The organism is Pseudoxanthomonas winnipegensis, assembly GCF_030322905.1.
Taxonomy (GTDB): domain Bacteria; phylum Pseudomonadota; class Gammaproteobacteria; order Xanthomonadales; family Xanthomonadaceae; genus Pseudoxanthomonas_A; species Pseudoxanthomonas_A winnipegensis.
The window spans coordinates 799,366-815,309 of record NZ_CP095475.1 but is presented as its reverse complement, the minus strand read 5'-3'; the positions used below and the strand labels follow the sequence as shown (position 1 = coordinate 815,309).

At 69.1% G+C, this 15,944-nt stretch carries 15 protein-coding genes; 2 read left to right on the top strand and 13 right to left on the bottom strand.

All coding sequences use genetic code 11. The annotated features are described in order from the left end of the window. Positions 1 to 85: 85 nt before the first annotated feature. From MWN52_RS03460 to MWN52_RS03415, 10 genes are all read right to left on the bottom strand, one after another. Entirely contained in the window at positions 86 to 424 is a 339-nt protein-coding gene (locus tag MWN52_RS03460) for a hypothetical protein (protein WP_130515509.1), read from the bottom strand. A 129-nt stretch (positions 425 to 553) separates the two neighbouring features. Next, positions 554 to 1,027 (bottom strand): DUF1203 domain-containing protein, encoded by a 474-nt coding sequence (locus tag MWN52_RS03455; protein ID WP_286576629.1) that lies wholly within the window; start codon positions 1,025 to 1,027, stop codon positions 554 to 556. An 85-nt stretch (positions 1,028 to 1,112) separates the two neighbouring features. Continuing rightward, positions 1,113 to 2,093: a tyrosine recombinase XerC gene (gene xerC / locus MWN52_RS03450; protein WP_425608073.1), complete on the bottom strand. Its 981-nt coding sequence runs from the start codon at positions 2,091 to 2,093 to the stop codon at positions 1,113 to 1,115. Further along, positions 2,090 to 2,764, bottom strand: a complete 675-nt coding sequence (locus MWN52_RS03445) for a DUF484 family protein (RefSeq protein WP_286576627.1) — start codon at positions 2,762 to 2,764, stop codon at positions 2,090 to 2,092. Before MWN52_RS03445 ends, xerC begins: the two co-directional genes overlap by 4 nt. Next, positions 2,761 to 3,612 (bottom strand): diaminopimelate epimerase, encoded by an 852-nt coding sequence (gene dapF / locus MWN52_RS03440; RefSeq protein WP_286576626.1) that lies wholly within the window; start codon positions 3,610 to 3,612, stop codon positions 2,761 to 2,763. Before dapF ends, MWN52_RS03445 begins: the two co-directional genes overlap by 4 nt. Next, entirely contained in the window at positions 3,599 to 3,847 is a 249-nt protein-coding gene (lptM, locus tag MWN52_RS03435; protein WP_130515497.1) for an LPS translocon maturation chaperone LptM, read from the bottom strand. Before lptM ends, dapF begins: the two co-directional genes overlap by 14 nt. A gap of 64 nt (positions 3,848 to 3,911) precedes the next feature. Next, on the bottom strand, positions 3,912 to 4,337 hold the full coding sequence (locus MWN52_RS03430; RefSeq protein ID WP_286576625.1) for a YbaN family protein: 426 nt from the start codon (positions 4,335 to 4,337) through the stop codon (positions 3,912 to 3,914). A gap of 142 nt (positions 4,338 to 4,479) precedes the next feature. Further along, complete coding sequence (locus MWN52_RS03425) at positions 4,480 to 6,609, bottom strand: S9 family peptidase (RefSeq protein ID WP_130530765.1); 2,130 nt, start codon at positions 6,607 to 6,609, stop codon at positions 4,480 to 4,482. An 87-nt stretch (positions 6,610 to 6,696) separates the two neighbouring features. Next, positions 6,697 to 8,817, bottom strand: a complete 2,121-nt coding sequence (locus MWN52_RS03420) for a prolyl oligopeptidase family serine peptidase (protein ID WP_425608072.1) — start codon at positions 8,815 to 8,817, stop codon at positions 6,697 to 6,699. A 53-nt stretch (positions 8,818 to 8,870) separates the two neighbouring features. Then, positions 8,871 to 9,209: a hypothetical protein gene (locus MWN52_RS03415; protein ID WP_286576623.1), complete on the bottom strand. Its 339-nt coding sequence runs from the start codon at positions 9,207 to 9,209 to the stop codon at positions 8,871 to 8,873. Between the two features lie 115 nt (positions 9,210 to 9,324). Between MWN52_RS03415 and MWN52_RS03410 the strand changes: the two genes are divergently transcribed. Next, the gene (locus MWN52_RS03410) at positions 9,325 to 9,936 is read left to right on the top strand and encodes a lipocalin family protein (RefSeq protein ID WP_286576622.1); all 612 of its coding nucleotides are present in this window, start codon (positions 9,325 to 9,327) and stop codon (positions 9,934 to 9,936) included. A gap of 368 nt (positions 9,937 to 10,304) precedes the next feature. Here MWN52_RS03410 and secA read toward each other — a convergent pair whose 3' ends face one another. Both secA and MWN52_RS03400 read right to left on the bottom strand, forming a co-directional pair. Continuing rightward, entirely contained in the window at positions 10,305 to 13,052 is a 2,748-nt protein-coding gene (gene secA, locus MWN52_RS03405; RefSeq protein WP_286576621.1) for a preprotein translocase subunit SecA, read from the bottom strand. Between the two features lie 168 nt (positions 13,053 to 13,220). Next, the gene (locus MWN52_RS03400; protein ID WP_130515487.1) at positions 13,221 to 14,174 is read right to left on the bottom strand and encodes a M23 family metallopeptidase; all 954 of its coding nucleotides are present in this window, start codon (positions 14,172 to 14,174) and stop codon (positions 13,221 to 13,223) included. 9 nt (positions 14,175 to 14,183) lie between these two features. On the opposite strand from MWN52_RS03400, the gene MWN52_RS03395 reads away from it, so the two are divergent. Further along, a complete protein-coding gene (locus MWN52_RS03395) occupies positions 14,184 to 14,654 on the top strand; it encodes a DciA family protein (protein WP_286576620.1) in 471 nt (156 codons plus the stop codon). 152 nt (positions 14,655 to 14,806) lie between these two features. On the opposite strand, the gene lpxC is transcribed toward MWN52_RS03395, so the two are convergent. After that, positions 14,807 to 15,730 (bottom strand): UDP-3-O-acyl-N-acetylglucosamine deacetylase, encoded by a 924-nt coding sequence (gene lpxC, locus MWN52_RS03390; RefSeq protein WP_130515483.1) that lies wholly within the window; start codon positions 15,728 to 15,730, stop codon positions 14,807 to 14,809. Between the last annotated feature and the right edge of the window lie 214 nt (positions 15,731 to 15,944).

The window sequence follows — 15,944 nt, the reverse complement described above, 5'->3', positions numbered from 1 at the left end:
GCTCCAGAGCAGATGGGGCGCCCAGCGCGGGTCTTCAACCCGCCCGCCGCGCCTGGGCCCAACGCCCAGGCGCGGCGGATCGTGCTTACTTCTTCGCCGGGCCCTGCTGCAGCGCCTTCAGGCGCTCGCACATCTGCTTGCCGCCATCGGGCGCGGACTTGATCCTGGCGATGCCCGCGTTGAAGCCGGCGTCGTACAAGGCATCGAAGCCGCTCGAATCGGCGCCCTTGCCGTAGATGGCCGCGCGCGACTGTTCCTTGCGCGTCTTGGCCTGTTCCGGGGTGATGTTGCCGCACTGCTGCGCCAGTCCGTTGAGCTGCGCACCGTTCTTGATGATCGCGTCGCGGGTGGCGGCCGCGTCCTGGGCCATGGCGGGCGCGGCGATGGCCAGCGACAGCGTCAACGCGGAAAGGAACTGCCTCATGCAACGACTCCTGGTCCTGTTGAAGGGAGCCGCATCCTTGCCCGTCCAAGCTGAACCTTGACCAGATTGTCAGCCAGCGCAATACGAGGGTCATATTCCTGCCACCTGTGGCTGCCTTGCCGCCAGAACTCAGGCGACGCGGCGGGCCAGGCACGAGAAGCAGCCCTGCCGGGCGTTGTGCAGATGCGCATAGGCCACCGCCGGGCTTTTGAACCAGGCTTCCAATGCCTCGGCGACGTCGACGCCCCGGTGCACCTGCGCGTCCACCATCATGTCGCGCCGGTCGTAGGCGCGCAGCGAGATCAGGCGCCGGCTGACGTAAGGCGGCACCTCGCCCGGCGGCAGCACCGCCTGGGTCACCCGGGCGCGCACATAGATCGGCCCGGAGCTGCGATACGGCGAGTCGACGGCTTGGTGCGCGTATGGGAGCAACAGCACGTCCTCACCGAGCGCCGCGTCCTCCAGGCTGATGCGGCAGGGGTAACCGTGGGCGTCATCGACACGGCAACGCAACGCACCACGCGCGGCCAAGGCCGCGTCGTCGAGCGCGAAGAGGGGCTGGAAGCGTCGGTGGTCCAGACCGGACAGCTGGAAGCGGGACATGGCGACACTGCAGATGGGTGGAACGCCAGCATGACCTTTCGCATGTGGCGCGGCTCGCCACTTCCGGACGCCGCAGTGCGCGGCTTTAGGACTTGCGCTTGGCGCGCGGATGCGCGCCGTCGTAGACCTTGGCCAGGTGCTGGAAGTCCAGGTGCGTATAGATCTGCGTGGTGGCGATGTCGGCATGGCCGAGCAGTTCCTGCACGCCGCGCAGGTCGCCGGAGGATTCGAGGATATGGCTGGCGAAGCTATGCCGCAGCATGTGCGGATGCACGTGCTTGAACAGCCCCTGGCGCTGCGCCAGCTGCTGGATGCGCAGCTGCACGGCGCGCTGGGAGATCGTGCCGCCGCCGCGCCCGGGGAACACAGGCGCGGCGTCCTCGGCCGGCTTTTCCTCGCGCCAGGCCGCCAGCGCGGCGCGCGCGTGCGAGCCCACCGGCACGATGCGCTGCTTGCGGCCCTTGCCCAGCACGGTGACCACGCCGGCGGCCAGGTCCAGGTCGGACCAGCGCAGCGCGCACAGTTCGCTCAGGCGCAGCCCGGAGGAATAGAACAGTTCCAGCAGCGCGCGATCGCGCAGGCCCAGCGGCGCATCGGTCGGCACCTCGACCAGGCGCACGGCCTCGTCGGCGTCGAGCACCTTGGGCAGCTTGCGCGGCGCCTTGGGCGCGCGCAGCCCGGCCACGGGACTGGCGGCGATGCGCCCGTGCTTGAGCAGCCACAGATAGAAGCTGCGGCAGGCCGACAGCCGGCGCTGCAGACTGGTCGGCGCCAGCCCCTGGCGATGACCGGCGGCGATGAAGGCCCGCAGCTGATCGGCCTGCAGCGCCTCGACCGGCGTGCCGTCCTGCGTCTGCGCGGCCCACTGGGTCAGTGCGGTCAGGTCGCGGCGATAGGCGTCCAGCGTATGCGCCGAGACCTGGCGCTCGACGCGCAGGTGGTCGAGAAAATCCGCGACGGGACCGGGGACCGGGGACCCGGGACCCGGAACAGCAGCGTGACCGCGCGACTGCCTAGGCTTTTCCCGGTCCCCGGTCCCCGGTCCCCGGTCCCGGCTTTCCATCATCCGAACCGCTTCAACGCGGTGGTCAGCGCCTCGCCCATCATGCGCAGGAACAGCGTGCCCATGCCGGGGTAGAAGCGGTTGCCATCGCGGCTGCCGACGGCCACCAAGCCCACGCCGGGCAGCGGCAGCAGCGCCGAGGAACCGATCTCCTCGGCCTGGGCGGCGTAGAGCAGCGTGTTCTTCTGCGGCTGCAGGCGCCCGCACAGCGGCTCGCCATCGGCCAGGCAGTCGCGGAACGGGACAAGGTGCGAGCTGCCCTCGGCGATCGACTGCAGCCAGGGCGCGTCGATCAGCGACTCCGGCAGCGGCGCGAAGATCACGATCCGCACCAGGTCGCCCTGGAAATCCTCCTCCAGCGAGGCCGCCATCGCCGCCAGCGTGTCGGCGACGCTGGACTGGCGCATCAGCGCCAGGGTCAGCTGGTGCACACGCACGGCCAGGCGCTCGTTCTCCAGCGCGTTGGCCGACAGTTCGCCCAGGCGGCGCGAGAGCTCGCGGTTCTTGTCGCGCAGCACCTCCAGCTGGTAGCTGGCCAGCGAGGCGGCCGGGCCCTTCTCGCGCGGCACCACCAGGGTCTGGGCCAGGTCCGGAAACTGCTGCAGGAAGCCCGGATGCCGGCGCAGCCAGGCGGCCACCTCGTGGCTGCCGAGTTTCTCGTTGGTCTCGCTCATTGCGTCCATTCCCCTTCGAACACGAATGTCGCCGGCCCGGACATCACCACCTCGGCGGCATCGTCGGGCCAATCGATCTGCAGGTCGCCGCCGGGCAGCGACACGGTGACGCTGCGCTCGACCAGGCCGGCGCGCATCAGCACCACCGCCGCCGCGCAGGCGCCGCTGCCGCAGGCCAGGGTTTCGCCGACGCCGCGCTCGAGCACGCGCAGCCCGATGCGCTGGCGGCTGATCACCTGGGCGAAGCCGACGTTGACCGATTCGGGAAACGTCGCGCTGGCCTGCAGCGCCGGGCCCAGCTCGGCCACCGGGGCGCTGGCGACATCGGCCACCTGCACCACCGCATGCGGATTGCCCATCGACACCGCGCCGAACACCACCGCCTCGCCGTCGATCTGCACCGAATAGCTCGGTTGCTCGCTGTCGAACCCGGCCAGCGGCACCTGCGCCGGCTGCCAGCGCGGCACGCCCATGGCCACGGCGAAGCCGGCCTCGGTGCGCTGCACGCGATGGGTACCGGCGGGACTGTCCATCTGGAAGGGCGCCTCGGCCTGCGCTAGGCCGGCACGCACCAGCCAGGCGGCGATGCAGCGCGCGCCGTTGCCGCACTGGCCCGAGAGCGAGCCATCTGCATTCCAGATCCGGTACGAGGCGACCGAGCCCTGGGCCCGCGGCGCCTCGATGGTCAGCAGCTGGTCGCAGCCCACGCCGCGATGCCGGTCGGCCAGGTGCGCGGCCAGGGCCGCGTCCGGCGCGGGGCGTCCGCCGCGCAGGTCGAGCACGACGAAGTCGTTGCCCGCCCCATGCATCTTGGAGAACCGCAGCGGTGCGGTGTCAGGGCTTGCCATTGCCACTGCCCTGGTCGATGGCCTGGGTGGCGGCATCGTCCTGCGGGCTCGGTGCGGAGGTCGGTTCCTGCGGCTTGACCTGCACCGGCGGCGCGCCGGTCTGGGTCTTGGGCGCCGGGGCGGGCTGCTGCACCGGCGTGGGCCGCTCCGGCAGCACCAGCGGACCCTTGTTGCCACAGGCCGACAGCGCCAGCAGCACGGCGCTTACGAGCGCGATTCGCGATACGGTCTTCATGGCTCGAGTATAGCGATTGCCGGCGCACAACCGCCGGCGCGGGCCGCACGCGATCAGCGCCGCGTCACGGCGCCGGCGGCGGCTCGGGCCGCTGCCACATCCACAGCACCACCGCCGACAGGCAGGCCACAGGAATGGCCGACAGCCACCAGTGCGCCGGCGTCAGCCAGGCCATCGCGGTCACGGTGAATGCGGCGCTGGCCAGCATGGTCCAGCTCGCCAGCCACTTGGCCCGGCGCGGGATCGCCCCGTGCGCCTGCCAGTCGTGGATCAGCGGGCCGAAGTGCCGATGCGACAGCAGGGCACGGTGCAGGCGCTCGGACCCGCGCGAGGCGGCGAAGGCCGCGATCAGGATGAACACCGTGGTCGGCATCACCGGCAGGAACAGCCCGATCACGCCCAGCAGCAGGCTGGTCCAGGCCAGCAGCCACCAGGCCCAGCGAAAGCGGCTGGGGGGCGGCGTCAGTTCCGGCGGCAGGGGCGTGTCCACCTGCGTATTGTCGCCCGCCGCGCGTGTAGGCGGCATCGCGAAAGGCGCACGCTGCGTTGCAGGCCGCGCCGATGTCCCCATGGGTGGGAACATCGGTGCGCCGGGTCGGCCGGGGCGGGCCAGCCCCGGGCCGGGGGTGCGCTCAGTGCTGCTGGGTGACGCCCAGCTGGTCGAGCATGAAGGCGTAGTACTCGGACATTTCCTGGTAGCGGCGGAAACGGCCGGACTTGCCGCCGTGGCCGGCTTCCATGTTGGTGCGGAACACCACCGGCTGCTTGCCGGTGTCCAGATCGCGCAGGCGGGCCACGTACTTGGCCGGTTCCCAGTACTGCACCTGCGAGTCCCACAGCCCGGTACCGACGAACATCGCCGGGTAGGCCCGCTTCTTCAGATTGTCGTAGGGCGAGTAGGTGACGATGTAGTCGTAGAACTCGCGCTTCTCCGGGTTGCCCCACTCGTCGTACTCGTTGGTGGTCAGCGGGATGCTCGGGTCGAGCATGGTGGTGACCACGTCCACGAACGGCACCTGCGAGATGATCACGCGGTAGTCGTCCGGCGCCATGTTGGTGATCGCGCCCATCAGCAGGCCGCCGGCGCTGCCGCCCATGGCCGCGACGCGGTCCTTGGCTGCGTAACCCTGCTTGACCAGCGCCTCGGTGACGTCGATGAAGTCGGTGAAGGTGTTCTTCTTCTTGAGCAGCTTGCCGTTGTCGTACCAGGCCCGGCCCATCTCCTCGCCGCCGCGGATGTGGGCGATGGCGTAGACCATGCCGCGATCGAGCAGGCTCACCACCGGCCCGGAGAAGCCAGGATCCATCGACATCCCGTAGCTGCCGTAGCCGTACTGCAGCAGCGCGGCAGTGCCGTCCTTCTTGAAGCCCTTCTTGTAGACCAGCGACACCGGCACCTTGGTGCCGTCGCGCGCGGTCACCCACAGGCGCTCGGTGGTGTACTTGGCCGGGTCGTAGCCCAGCACCGGCTGCTGCTTGAGCAGGCGGCGCTCGCCAGTGACGGTGTTGAGCTCATAGGTCGTGGCCGGCGTGGTCAGCGAGGTATAGCTGTAGCGCAGCCACGGCGTGTCGTGCTCGGGATTGGCGTCCAGGCCCATCGAATAGGCCGGCTCGTCGGCCTGGACATAGGAGGACTTGCCGTCCTTGCCCAGCAGCCGGATGCGCTCCAGCCCTTCCGAGCGCTCGCCGATCGCGGTGAAGCCGTCGAACAGCTCGAAGCCGTCGATGTAGACGCTGTCGCTGTGCGCGATCCAGTCCTTCCAGTCCTTGCGCGCGGTGGCGCCGTCGGCGGCGGTCACGATCTTGAAGTTGGTCGCGCCGTCGGCATTGGTGCGGATCACCCAGCGGCCGTCGAAATGGTCGGCGTCGTATTCCACATCGCGCGCACGCGGCGCCAGCACGGTGAAGGCCTGCGGATCGGCCGCCGGCGCGTAGCGCTCCTCGCTGGAGACCGTGCTGTGCACGCCGATGGTGATGTACTTGTCGTCGCGGGTGCGGCCCAGGCCCATGTAGAAGCTGTCGTCGTGCTCCTCGTAGACCAGCGTGTCCTGCGCCACAGGCGTGCCCAGCACGTGCTTCTTCACGCGCACGGTCAGCAGCGTCTCCGGGTCGTTCTCGACGTAGAACAGGGTCTTGTTGTCGTCGGCCCAGACCACGTCGGGCGACACGCCCGGGATCTGGTCCGGCAGCACCTGGCCGGTGCTCAGGTCCTTGAAGCGGATCGTGTACTGGCGCCGGCCGACCGCATCGTCGGCATAGGCCAGCAGACGGTTGTCCTGGCTGACATCCCAGGTGCCCACGCTGTAATAGCCCTTGCCGTCCGCCAGCGCGTTGACGTCCAGCATCACCTCTTCTGGCGCCTCCATGCTGCCCTTGCGGCGGGCGTGCACGGGATAGTCCTTGCCGGTCTCGAAACGGGTGTAGTACCAGTAGCCGCGCTCGCGGTACGGCACCGAAGCATCGTCCTGCTTGATGCGCGCGACGATCTCCTTGTACAGCGTGTCCTGCAGCGGCTTGAGCGGCGCCAGCACCGCATCGGCGTAGGCGTTCTCGGCCTTGAGGTAGTCGAGCATCTGCGGGTTGGTGCGCGTGTCGTCGCGCAGCCAGTAGTACTCGTCCTGACGCTGCGCGCCGAACGGCGCGGTCACCACGTGCGGCTTCTTGGCCACGTCCGGCGGCGTGGCCTGGGTGGCGGCGAGGGTCGAGGGAATGGAAGTGCTCATCAGCAGGGTCGCGGCCAGCAGGGCGGGAAGGGGCTTCATGGATAGGTCCGTCTGGATCGGGTTGCAAGGGCCGGACACGGGCGCCGCGCATCCTGCGGCGCCCGCGCCCTGCGTCGGCGGCTCACGTCACTGGCTCAGCTGTTCCCACAGGAAGGTGTAGGCCAGCGCGTTCATGTGCGCGGATTGGGCGTTGTTGGCCGCGCCGCCGTGGCCGCCCTCGATGTTCTCGTAGTAGCGCACGTTCTTGCCGGCGTCGAGCATCTTGGCCGCCATCTTGCGCGCGTGACCGGGGTGGACGCGGTCGTCGCGGGTGGAGGTCAGGAACAGCGTCGGCGGGTAGTCCTTGCTCGCATCGAACAGGTGATACGGCGAGAAGGTCTTGATGTAGTCCCAGTCGGCCGTGTCCGGGTTGCCGTACTCGGCCATCCACGAGGCGCCGGCCAGAAGGTGGCTGTAGCGCTTCATGTCCAGCAGCGGCACCTGCACCACGATCGCGCCGAACAGCTGCGGATACTGGGTCAGCATGTTGCCCATCAGCAGGCCGCCGTTGCTGCCGCCCATCGCGCCCAGGTGGGCGGGCGAGGTGATCTTGCGCGCGGCCAGGTCCTGGGCCACCGCGGCGAAATCCTCGTAGGCCTTGTGCCGGTTGGCCTTGAGCGCGGCCTGGTGCCAGCGCGGGCCGTATTCGCCGCCGCCGCGGATGTTGGCCACCGCGTACACGCCGCCCTTCTCCAGCCAGCCCTTGCCGATGCCGCCGGAGTAGCCCGGCGTCATCGAGATCTCGAAGCCGCCATAACCGTACAGCAGGGTCGGCGCGCGGCCGTCGTACTTCAGGTCCTTGGGCCGCACCAGGAAGTACGGCACGCGCGTGCCGTCCTTGGAGGTGGCGAAGTGCTGCTCGATCACATCGCGCGAGGCGTCGAAGAAGGTCGGCATCGTCTTCAGCGGCGCCAGCGCGGCCGTCGGCGCGTTGGCGTCGGCCAGCATCAGCGTGGTCGGCGTCAGGTAGTCGGTGACGGTCAGCCACAGCGCGTCGGAGTCGTCGCCGTCCACGGCGCTGGCGCTGATCGCGCCGAAGGCCGAGTCGCCCACCTTCAGCGGCGTGGACACCCACTTGCCCTCGGTGTGGGTCAGCACGCTGAGGCGGTTCTTGACGTCCTGCATGACGTTGAGGACGACGTGGTGCCGGGTGAAGGTGACCCCGGCCAGCGAGGTCGTGTCGGTCGGCTCGAACAGCACGTCGAAGTCGCGCTTGCCGGCCATGAAGTCTTCGAAGCGCGTCACCAGCAGCGAGCCGGCCTTGTAGGTCTTGCCGCCGACGGTCCAGGGCTCGCGCAGTTCCAGCGCCAGCCATTCGCGCTGCACGGTCTTCTGCGCCGAGTTGGGCGCATCGATCTTGGTCAGTGCGCCATCCTTGCCGCGCAGATAGAGCTCGTCGTTGTAGAAGGCGATGGTGCGGGTGACGAAGTCGCGCTCGAAGCCCGGCGTGGCGTCATGCGCGGCCGCGATGTACATGTCCTCCGGCTTGCCCTCGTAGACGAGCTTGGCCGAAGCCAGCGGCGTGCCGCGCTTCCATTCCTTGACGATGCGCGGATAGCCCGAGGTGGTCAGGCTGCCGTCGCCGAAATCGGTGTAGACATAGACGGTGTCGGCATCGATCCAGCCCAGGCCGCCCTTGGCCGCCGGCCGGTAGAAGCCGTCCTTGACCCAGGTCTTGGTGGTCAGATCGAACTCGCGGGTGACGTCGGCGTCCGAGCCACCGCGCGAGAGCGCGATCAGGCAGCGGGTGTAGTCGGGCTTGCGGCATTCGGCGCCGTGCCAGACCCAGGTCTCGTGCTCGGCGGCGTTGAGCGCGTCGAGGTCCAGCACGGTCTCCCAGGTGGGATTGGGCTTGCGGTACTCGGCCAGCGTGGTGCGGCGCCAGACGCCGCGCGCGTGGTCCTTGTCCTTCCACAGGTTGTAGTAGTAGTCGCCGATCTTGTTGACGTAGGGGATCTTGGCGTCCGAGTCCAGGATCGCGCGGATCTGCCCTTCCAACTGCTTGAACTGCGGCGTGCCGGCAAGCTGCGCCTCGGTGACCGCGTTGTGCTCCTTGACCCAGGCCAGCGGCCGGGCGCCTTCGACCTCTTCCATCCACTGGTAGGGGTCGTTGTCCACGGGGGTCTCCTGGGCATGGGCGCTGGCGGCGGCGAGGCCGGCGACCAGGGCGAGGGCGAATCGGTTCAAGGCGGGCTCCGTACGAGGCATTGCAGCCGCCGCACGCTAGCACAGCCCTCGCGGTGCCCTGCCCGTGCCGAAGGTCAGGCCACGCGGGCGGGCGAGCGGCTGCGTGACCCGATGGTCATCGCGCGGCGGCGGCGGGCCTGCTGACCGCCGCGCCGACGCCGCGGCACCGCATCGATGGCCGGATGCGCCGGCGCGGGCCAGGACGGCAGGCGGAAGCGGTGCAGCGACCACCACGCCACCAGCGGCAGGCCGGCCAGCCACAGCGGGGTCCAGCCCAGGGCTTCGGTCGATCCGCGCGCGGCCGGCAGCAGGACCACCAGGGCCAGGCCGGTCAGCGCGATCGTGCGCAGGGTCAGCTCCAGGCGGGGATCGGCGTGGGAAGCGGTGCGGGCAGCGTGCGAAACGTGGGCCATGGCGGTGCGTCCGGTCGGAGGTGGAAGCGCAGGCTGCCCGCGCCCATTCTCACCGGTTGCGACCGCCGCGCGGGCGAACGCGGCCTTGACGCCGGCCGGCCTAGCCTGCTCGCCGATGCCCGCCCTGCCGACCATCGCCTCGCCCCGGAAGCGCCGCCACCTGCTGGCCCTGGCGCTGCTGCCCCTGATCGCCGCCTGCGGGACCGTGCCCATGCCGACCACAAGTACCGACGCCGCCCCGCCGATCGACCTGCCGCGCTTCATGGGCGCCTGGCATGTGATCGCCCATGTGCCCTACTTCGGCGAGCGCGGCCATGTCGCCAGCCGCGACGAGTACCGGCTCAAGCCCGGCGGCGGCATCGCGGTGCATTACGTCTATCAGGAAGGCTTCGGCGAGCCGGTCAAGACCCTGGACTCGCGCGCCACGGTCAAGGCCGGCACCGGCAACCGGCGCTGGACGACCTGGTTCTTCGGCGTGATCCCGACCAAGTACCGCATCCTGGAGACCGCGCCGGACTACTCATGGGCGCTGGTCGACTATCCGGGCCGCGACCTGGCCTGGATCTTCTCGCGGACCGCCGACCTGCCCGATGCGCAGTACGCCGACCTGGTGGCCCGGATGCGCGCCCACGGCGTGGACACGCGCAAGCTGATCCGCGTGCCGCAGCTGGCCGAGCAGGAAGGCAAGCCGGGCTTCGCGCCGGCGAAGAAGCCGCAGGCGCGCTAGCACGCGCCCCGGTCTCGAAGTGCCGCCGCTGTTCCGTAGAGCGGAGCTCGCTCCGCTATGGCTCTCCCAACAATCCGACCAGCCGTAGAGCGGAGCTCGCTCCGCTGTGGCTCTCCCAACGATCCGACCGAAGAGCCGTAGAGCGGAGCTCGCTCCGCTGTGGCTCTCCCAACGATCCGACCGAAGAGCCGTAGAGCGGAGCTTGCTCCGCTATCGCTCTCCCGATGATCCGAACGCAGAGCAGCGGAGCAAGCTCCGCTCTACACGGTGCGTGGTCCGGATCATGCGAGTGCCGCAGTGCCCGGAACGAGAAGAGCCCGGATGGCGACATCCGGGCTTCTTCGTTTTCACCAGGTGCTGGGCCTGGATCAGCTCAGCTGGCCGTGGCAGTGCTTGTACTTCTTGCCGCTGCCACAGGGGCAGGGATCGTTGCGGCCCACCTTGGGCTCGTCGCGGAACACCGTGGCCGGGGCGGCGGCCGCGGCAGCCTGCGCGGCCTGCACCTGGGCGGCTTCCTCGTCGGCGCCATAGCCACCGGTGGGCGCGTGCTGGAACTGCATGGCGCGCTGCTGGGCCTCGGCCACGCGGCGCTCCTGCGCCTCCAGTTCGGCCACCTCCTCCTCGCTGCGGATGCGCAGGCGCGCCAGGATGGTGATCACCTCGCGCTTGACGCCTTCCAGCATCTCCGAGAACAGCTCGAAGGCTTCCTTCTTGTACTCCTGCTTGGGCTGCTTCTGCGCATAGCCGCGCAGATGGATGCCCTGGCGCAGATAGTCCATGCGCGCCAGATGCTCCTTCCAGCCCTTGTCGAGCACGGTCAGCATCACGTGCTTCTCCAGCGCGCGCATGGTCTCGGCGCCGATCTGCTCTTCCTTCTGCGCGAAGTGCGTGTCCATCGCCTCCTGCACCAGCGCCTCGATGCGCTCGGCGTCCAGTTCCTCGAACTGGGCCGGCCACTGGGTCACCGGCAGGTCCAGGCCCGCCTCGGCGGCCAGCTCGGCCTGCAGGCCGGGCAGGTCCCACTGCTCGTCGACCGAATTGGCCGGCACATGACGCGCGACCAGGTCGGCGACCACGTCGCCGCGGATGCCCTCGATGTTCTCCTTCACCGACTCGGCGTCCAGCAGCTCGTCGCGCTGGGCGTAGATGACCTTGCGCTGGTCGTTGTTGACGTCGTCGAAGTCCAGCAGGTTCTTGCGGATGTCGAAATTGTGCGCCTCGACCTTGCGCTGGGCCTTCTCGATCTGGCGGCTGACGAGGCGATCCTCGATCACGTCGTCCTCCTTCATGCCGATCAGCTTCATCGCCTTCTGCACCCAGTCGCTGGCGAAGATGCGCATCAGGTTGTCTTCGAGCGACAGGTAGAAGCGCGAGGAACCCGGGTCGCCCTGGCGGCCGGAACGGCCGCGCAGCTGGTTGTCGATGCGGCGGCTCTCGTGGCGCTCGGTGCCCACGATGTGCAGGCCGCCGGCTTCCTTGACCTGCTCATGGCGGGTCTTCCACTCCGAACGCACGCGGGCGATGTCCAGCTCCGAGGCGTCCTCGCCCAGCGCGGCCAGTTCGGCCTCCAGCGAACCGCCCAGCACGATGTCGGTGCCGCGGCCGGCCATGTTGGTGGCGATGGTCACCGCGCCCGGACGGCCGGCGTTGGCGACGATCGAGGCCTCACGCTCGTGCTGCTTGGCGTTGAGCACCTCGTGCGGGACCTTGTTCTTGCGCAGGTGCTCGGAGAGCATCTCCGAGGTCTCGATCGAGGTGGTGCCCACCAGCACCGGCTGGCCGCGCTTGTAGCAGTCCTGGATGTCGGCCAGCACCGCGTTGAACTTGCCCTTGCGGTTGAGGAACACCTGGTCCGGCGAATCCTTGCGGATGGTCGGCCGGTGGGTCGGGATCACGATCACTTCCAGGCCGTAGATGCTCTGGAACTCGTAGGCCTCGGTGTCCGCCGTACCGGTCATGCCGGCCAGCTTGTTGTACATGCGGAACAGATTCTGGAAGGTGATCGAGGCCAGCGTCTGGTTCTCGCGCTGCACCTGCACCCCTTCCTTGGCCTCGACCGCCTGATGCAGGCCGTCGGACCAGCGCCGGCCCACCAGCGTGCGGCCGGTGAACTCGTCGACGATCACCACCTCGCCGTCGCGCACGATGTAGTCCACGTCGCGCTGGTAGATGGCATGGGCGCGCAGGGCGGCGTTGAGGTGGTGGACCACGCCCAGGTTCTGCGGCGAGTACAGGCCATCGTCCTCGTCGTCCTTCAGGATGCCGGCCTGGCGCAGCAGGTCCTCGGCGTGGGTCTGGCCGGCCTCGGACAGGTGCACCTGCTTGGACTTCTCATCGACCCAGTAGTCGCCCTCGCCTTCCTCGCTCTCCTGCTTAATCAGCGCCGGCACGATGCGGTTGACGCGCACGTACAGCTCGGGCGAATCGTCGGCCGGGCCGGAGATGATCAGCGGCGTGCGCGCCTCGTCGATCAGGATCGAGTCGACCTCGTCGACGATGGCGAAGTTGAGCTGGCGCTGGTAGCGGTCCTCGCGCGCCATGGCCATGTTGTCGCGCAGGTAGTCGAAGCCGAACTCGTTGTTGGTGCCGTAGGTGATGTCGCTGGCGTAAGCCGCGCGCTTGTCGCCGTGCGGCATGCCCGGGTAGACCACGCCCACGCTCAGGCCCAGCCAGTTGTACAGCTTGCCCATCTGCGCCGCGTCGCGGCGGGCCAGGTAGTCGTTGACCGTGACCACGTGCACGCCCTTGCCTTCCAGCGCGTTGAGGTACACGGCCAGGGTCGCGACCAGGGTCTTGCCCTCGCCGGTGCGCATCTCGGCGATCTTGCCCAGATGCAGCACCATGCCGCCGACCAGCTGCACGTCGTAGTGGCGCAGGCCCAGCACGCGGCGCGAGGCCTCGCGGCACACGGCGAAGGCCTCGGGCAGGATCTTGTCCAGCGCCTCGCCCTCGGCGACGCGCTTCTGGAATTCGGGAGTCTTGGCCTTCAGTTCCTCGTCGCTGAGCTTCTGCAGCTCCGGTTCCAGCGCATTGATGCGCACCACCAGGCGGTCGAGCTGTTTGAGCAGACGTTCGTTACGGCTGCCGAAGACGCGGGTGAGCAAGCTGTTGATCATGAAGAAGAACCGGAATGGGAAGGAGCGTCGGCATCACCGCTGGCCTCTTTGCTTCCCCAAGGCCGGATGCCGAAAAACGCAACGCGGGCGCAAGGCGCCCCGTCACGAGAACACGACATTGTAGCTTGGGGCGCCGCTGATCGAATCAAGGCGCCCCGCGGACGCGCCTCAGCCGCGGCCGCGCACGCCCACCGGGGTGGGGCCCTGGCCCAGGAACTTGCTCGGGTTCACCACCTGGCCGTCCTGCCAGACCTCGAAATGCACGTGGGCGCCGGTCGAACGCCCGGTGGACCCGGCCTTGGCCACTTCCTGCCCGGCGCGCACCAGGTCGCCCGGCTTCACCACCACGCGCGAGTTGTGCGCGTAGCGGGTCACATAGCCATTGCCGTGGTCGATGTCGACCACGTTGCCGTAGCCGCTCTTGACCCCGGCGAAGCTGACCACGCCGTCGGCCACGGCCATGACCGGATCGCCGACGTTGGCCTTGAAGTCGATGCCCTTGTGCCGCTCGCCGCCGCCGCCGAACGGATCGGCGCGGCCGCCGAAGCCGGAGGTGATGTAGGTATTGGCCAGCGGCATGCGCGAGGGCGTGGCGTTGCGGTCCAGCTGGCGGTTGAACAGCAGCGACTCGAGCACCGAGAGTTGCTGGCCGGAGGCGTCGAACTTGGCCCCCAGCGCGTCCAGGCCCTGCGCCAGCTCGCGCGGCGGCATGTCGCTGACCGCGCCTTCCGGGCCGCCCACGCCGACCGGCTCGTTGAAGTCGAATTCGCCGTCGTCCAGCTTGCCCATCTGGGTTAGCCGCTCGCCCAGCGCGTTGAGGCGGTTGGCCTGGGCCTGCAGCTCGCCCAGGCGCGCGGACATGGCGTTGATCTCCTGCTGCGCGCCGCGCTTGACCTGCTCGAGCTCGGCCTGCTGTCTGGCGGTCTTGGCCTGCAGGTAGGACACCTGCGCCAGGCCGAAGGCGCTGCGCGTGGCCAGGCCGGCCAGCAGACCGGCGGCGAGCAGGATGCCGGCACTGGCCAGCGGGCGGGCGTGGCTGAAGCGGCGCGCCTGCACGGCCCGCAGGGCCAGGTGATGGCGTGCCCAGGAGCGCGTATTGTGAAGAACGTTGTTGAAGCTCATGGAATATCGATGTCTCAAGCCAAGTCCCAGTCGCGTCGGCCGGCGACGCCGGTGCCGGCCCTGGAGGCCGCGCTGGCGTCGGCGGCGGCCGATCCGCTGCGTCATGCCATCCGGCTCGACGCGCTGGAACAGCAACTGCGCCCCTGTCTGCTCCCGGCGCTGGCCGCGCACTGCCGCCTGGCCAATGTGACGGGGGACCGTCTGGTCTTCGTGGTGGATTCGCCGGTCTGGAACGCCAAGCTCCGCCTGGCCTCCGCACACCTGGTCGAAGTCGCCCGCTCCCTCGGTCTTGGGATCAACTCCGTGATCGCCCGGACTTCGCTGCAACCCCTCTTCCAGGCCGAGACCGCCGGCCAGCGCTCCGGCACGGGCTCCCCGGTCGCGCGTGCCGCCCTGCGCGAGGCGATGGAGATGCTGGAGGCGTCTCCCGCGCCAGGCGCGGGTGGAACAACAGGGCCGCGTCCCAGGTCCAAACGTTAAGACCGGGTGGAAGGCCGGCAGGCATCGTACCGACCCGGGCTGGGCCAGTCGTTAGCTCAAAGTTAGAAAACGGTTAAGCCGGGCCTGTTCAGGCGATCGGATTCACGTTTCGTCGACGCGCTCGACCCGCGCGCCTCGGCGCGGGCAGGCGTTCAGTGCGCCAGCGCGGGGATGGCCGCGTAGTGAATCGGCGGCGGCGGCTCGGTGGCCTCCGGGCCGAAGGACACCTCTTCCCAGGCGTCGGTCTGGGCGATCAGCGAGCGCACCAGGGTGTTGTTGAGCGCGTGACCGGACTTGTAGCCCTCGTACTTGCCCAGGATCGCGTGGCCGGCCAGGTAGAGGTCGCCGATGGCGTCCAGGATCTTGTGGCGCACGAACTCGTCGGCGTAGCGCAGGCCGTCGTCGTTGAGCACGCGGAACTCGTCCAGCACGATCGCGTTGTCCATCGAGCCGCCCAGGCCCAGATTGCGCTCGCGCATGTACTCCAGATCGCGCATGAAGCCGAAGGTGCGCGCTCGCGCGACCTCGCGGATGTAGCCGCCGGTGGAGAAGTCCACCTCGGCGCGCGACTGCGAGGCCGGGATCATCGGGTGGTCGAACTTGACCGTGAAGCCCAGCTTGAAGCCGTCGTAGGGCTCGAACCGCGCGATCTTGTCGCCGTCGCGCACTTCCACCGGCTTGGTCACGCGAATGAAGCGCTTGGGCACGTTCTGCTCGACGATGCCGGCGGACTGCAGCAGGAACACGAACGGGCTGGCCGAACCGTCCATGATCGGCAGCTCGGCCGCAGACAGTTCGACATAGATGTTGTCGATCCCCAGGCCGGCCAGGGCCGACATCAGGTGTTCGACGGTCTGGACCTTGGCCGGGCCACAGCTCAGGCCCGTGCACAGCGTGGTCTCGGTGACCAGCGAGGCATCGCCGGGGATCTCCACGACCGGATCAAGATCGACGCGACGGAACACCACGCCGGTGTTCGGGGCCGCCGGGCGCAGGGTCATGAAGACCTTGTTGCCGCTGTGCAGGCCCACGCCGGTGGCGCGGATCACGTTCTTGAGAGTGCGCTGGGGGATCATCGGGGAGCTCGCACGCGAAATGTCAACAATTCGTGATGATACCACCCGGGTCTGAACCTGAATGGAAGCGTGTCACGGCACGCGCACCTGCCCCACGGGCGCGGCGCGCGTCCTGGCGGTGAAAAGCCCGCCGGACCGGGCAGGCCGGCCCGGCGGGAAATCACTTGGACACGTCACGGTGTGTACTGCGCCGGTGTCGGCGCGCGGCCGGCAG